Below are 1,467 nucleotides of genomic sequence, written 5' to 3'. Positions count from 1 at the left end.
GGCTGGCATCGTCGAGCACCGGTTCGCCCTGCGCGGGCAAGGGCACCCATTTTCCCAGCAGCTTGGCCAGCGTGGACATGGACGCGGGCTTGGCGATGAAATCATCCATACCCGCCTCGAAGGCGATTTCGATGTCGGCCGCCAAAGCGCTGGCGGTGCAGGCCACCAGCGGCGTGCGGCCCTTGCCCAAGGCCTGTTCCTCGTCGCGGATGCGGCGCGCCAGCGCGAAACCGTCCATCTCCGGCATCTGGCAATCGGTAATCACGAAGGCAAACCTGCCGCTGCGCCATTTGTGCAAAGCCTCGATGCCATTGGCGGCAGTTTCCGCCTGATAGCCAAGGGCACGCAACTGGCGCAGCATGACCTGGCGGTTGGTGGTGTGATCGTCGACTACCATCACCATGCCGTTGTGGCAGGCCGCTGGGCCGGCCGTGTGCACGACGGTGTCCAGCATGGTGCCAAGCGGTGGCCGCGGCAGCCGGCGCAGCGGGTCCGCCATCGGCATTGCCAGCGTAAAGGACAGCGTCGTGCCCTGCCCCGCTTCGCTGCGCAAGGCAATGTCCCCGCCCATGGCTTGCGCCAGTCCCTGGCAGATGGCGAGGCCAAGGCCGCTGCCGCCGAAGCGGCGCTCCGTGCTGTCCTCGGCCTGGGTGAAGGGCTGGAACAGGCGCGCCTGCGCGTCCGGCGCGATGCCGATGCCGGTGTCGCACACCGAGAACTTCACTGTCTGGCTGGCGGCATCTTCTTCCACCAGCTCGGCGCGCAGGCTAACGCTGCCGCGTGCCGTGAACTTGACGGCATTGCTGGTGAAGTTGTGCAGGATCTGCCCAAGCCGCAGCGGATCGGCCATCAACGCGGAACGAATACGCGGATCGACAAAGCGCGTGAACTTCAGGTCCTTGCCCAGCGCGTTGCCGAGATGGGTACGCCAGACCACGTCGATCACCTCCTCCGCCAGCGCCACCGGCTCCTTGCGGATTTCCAGCTTGCCGGAACCGATGCGCGCGTAGTCGAGGATCTCGTCCAGGATGCGCAGCAGTTCGCGCGCCGAGCGTTCGGCCAGTTCCACCGTGGCCCGCTGTTCCGCATCCAGGCGGCTCATGCCCAGCAGCTCCAGCAAGCCCAGCACGCCATTCATGGGCGTTCGGATCTCGTGGCTCATGGCGGCCACAAAAGGCAATTGTTCCATTTATCCGCTCCCGACATAAAGATGCATTCAATATACACGTTATAGAATTTTTGTGCCATAATGAAACATATGAAATACATCTTTAAGGAAAAAGACCATGAAACTGCAGCGTTTTGAACACGACCATCACGAAATCCTCGACGGCATCCACCAGCTGCGCAAGCTGATCGCCACCGGCATCGAATACAACGCGGCGGCCATCACGCAGTTGCTGATGACGATGAGTGCTTCCATCAAGCTGCATCTCGCAGTCGAGGACCGCGTGGTCTATCCTGCCT

Annotated in this window: 2 protein-coding genes; one reads left to right on the top strand and one right to left on the bottom strand. The window is 62.6% G+C overall.

Going from position 1 to position 1,467, the window contains the following annotated elements:
• On the bottom strand, window positions 1–1,189 hold a 1,189-nt coding region (locus AB4Z11_RS31550), incomplete at its 3' end, for an ATP-binding protein (protein WP_442030103.1).
• Window positions 1,190–1,286: 97 nt separating this feature from the next.
• Between AB4Z11_RS31550 and AB4Z11_RS31545 the strand changes: the two genes are divergently transcribed.
• Window positions 1,287–1,467: hemerythrin domain-containing protein (locus AB4Z11_RS31545; RefSeq protein WP_442030101.1), on the top strand; the 181-nt coding region annotated here is incomplete at its 3' end.

Origin of the sequence: Pseudoduganella sp. RAF53_2 (assembly GCF_052113985.1) — a bacterium.
Lineage (GTDB): Bacteria > Pseudomonadota > Gammaproteobacteria > Burkholderiales > Burkholderiaceae_D > Rugamonas.
The sequence above is the reverse complement of the archived record's forward strand: the minus strand, read 5'-3'. Positions and strand labels throughout refer to the sequence as shown.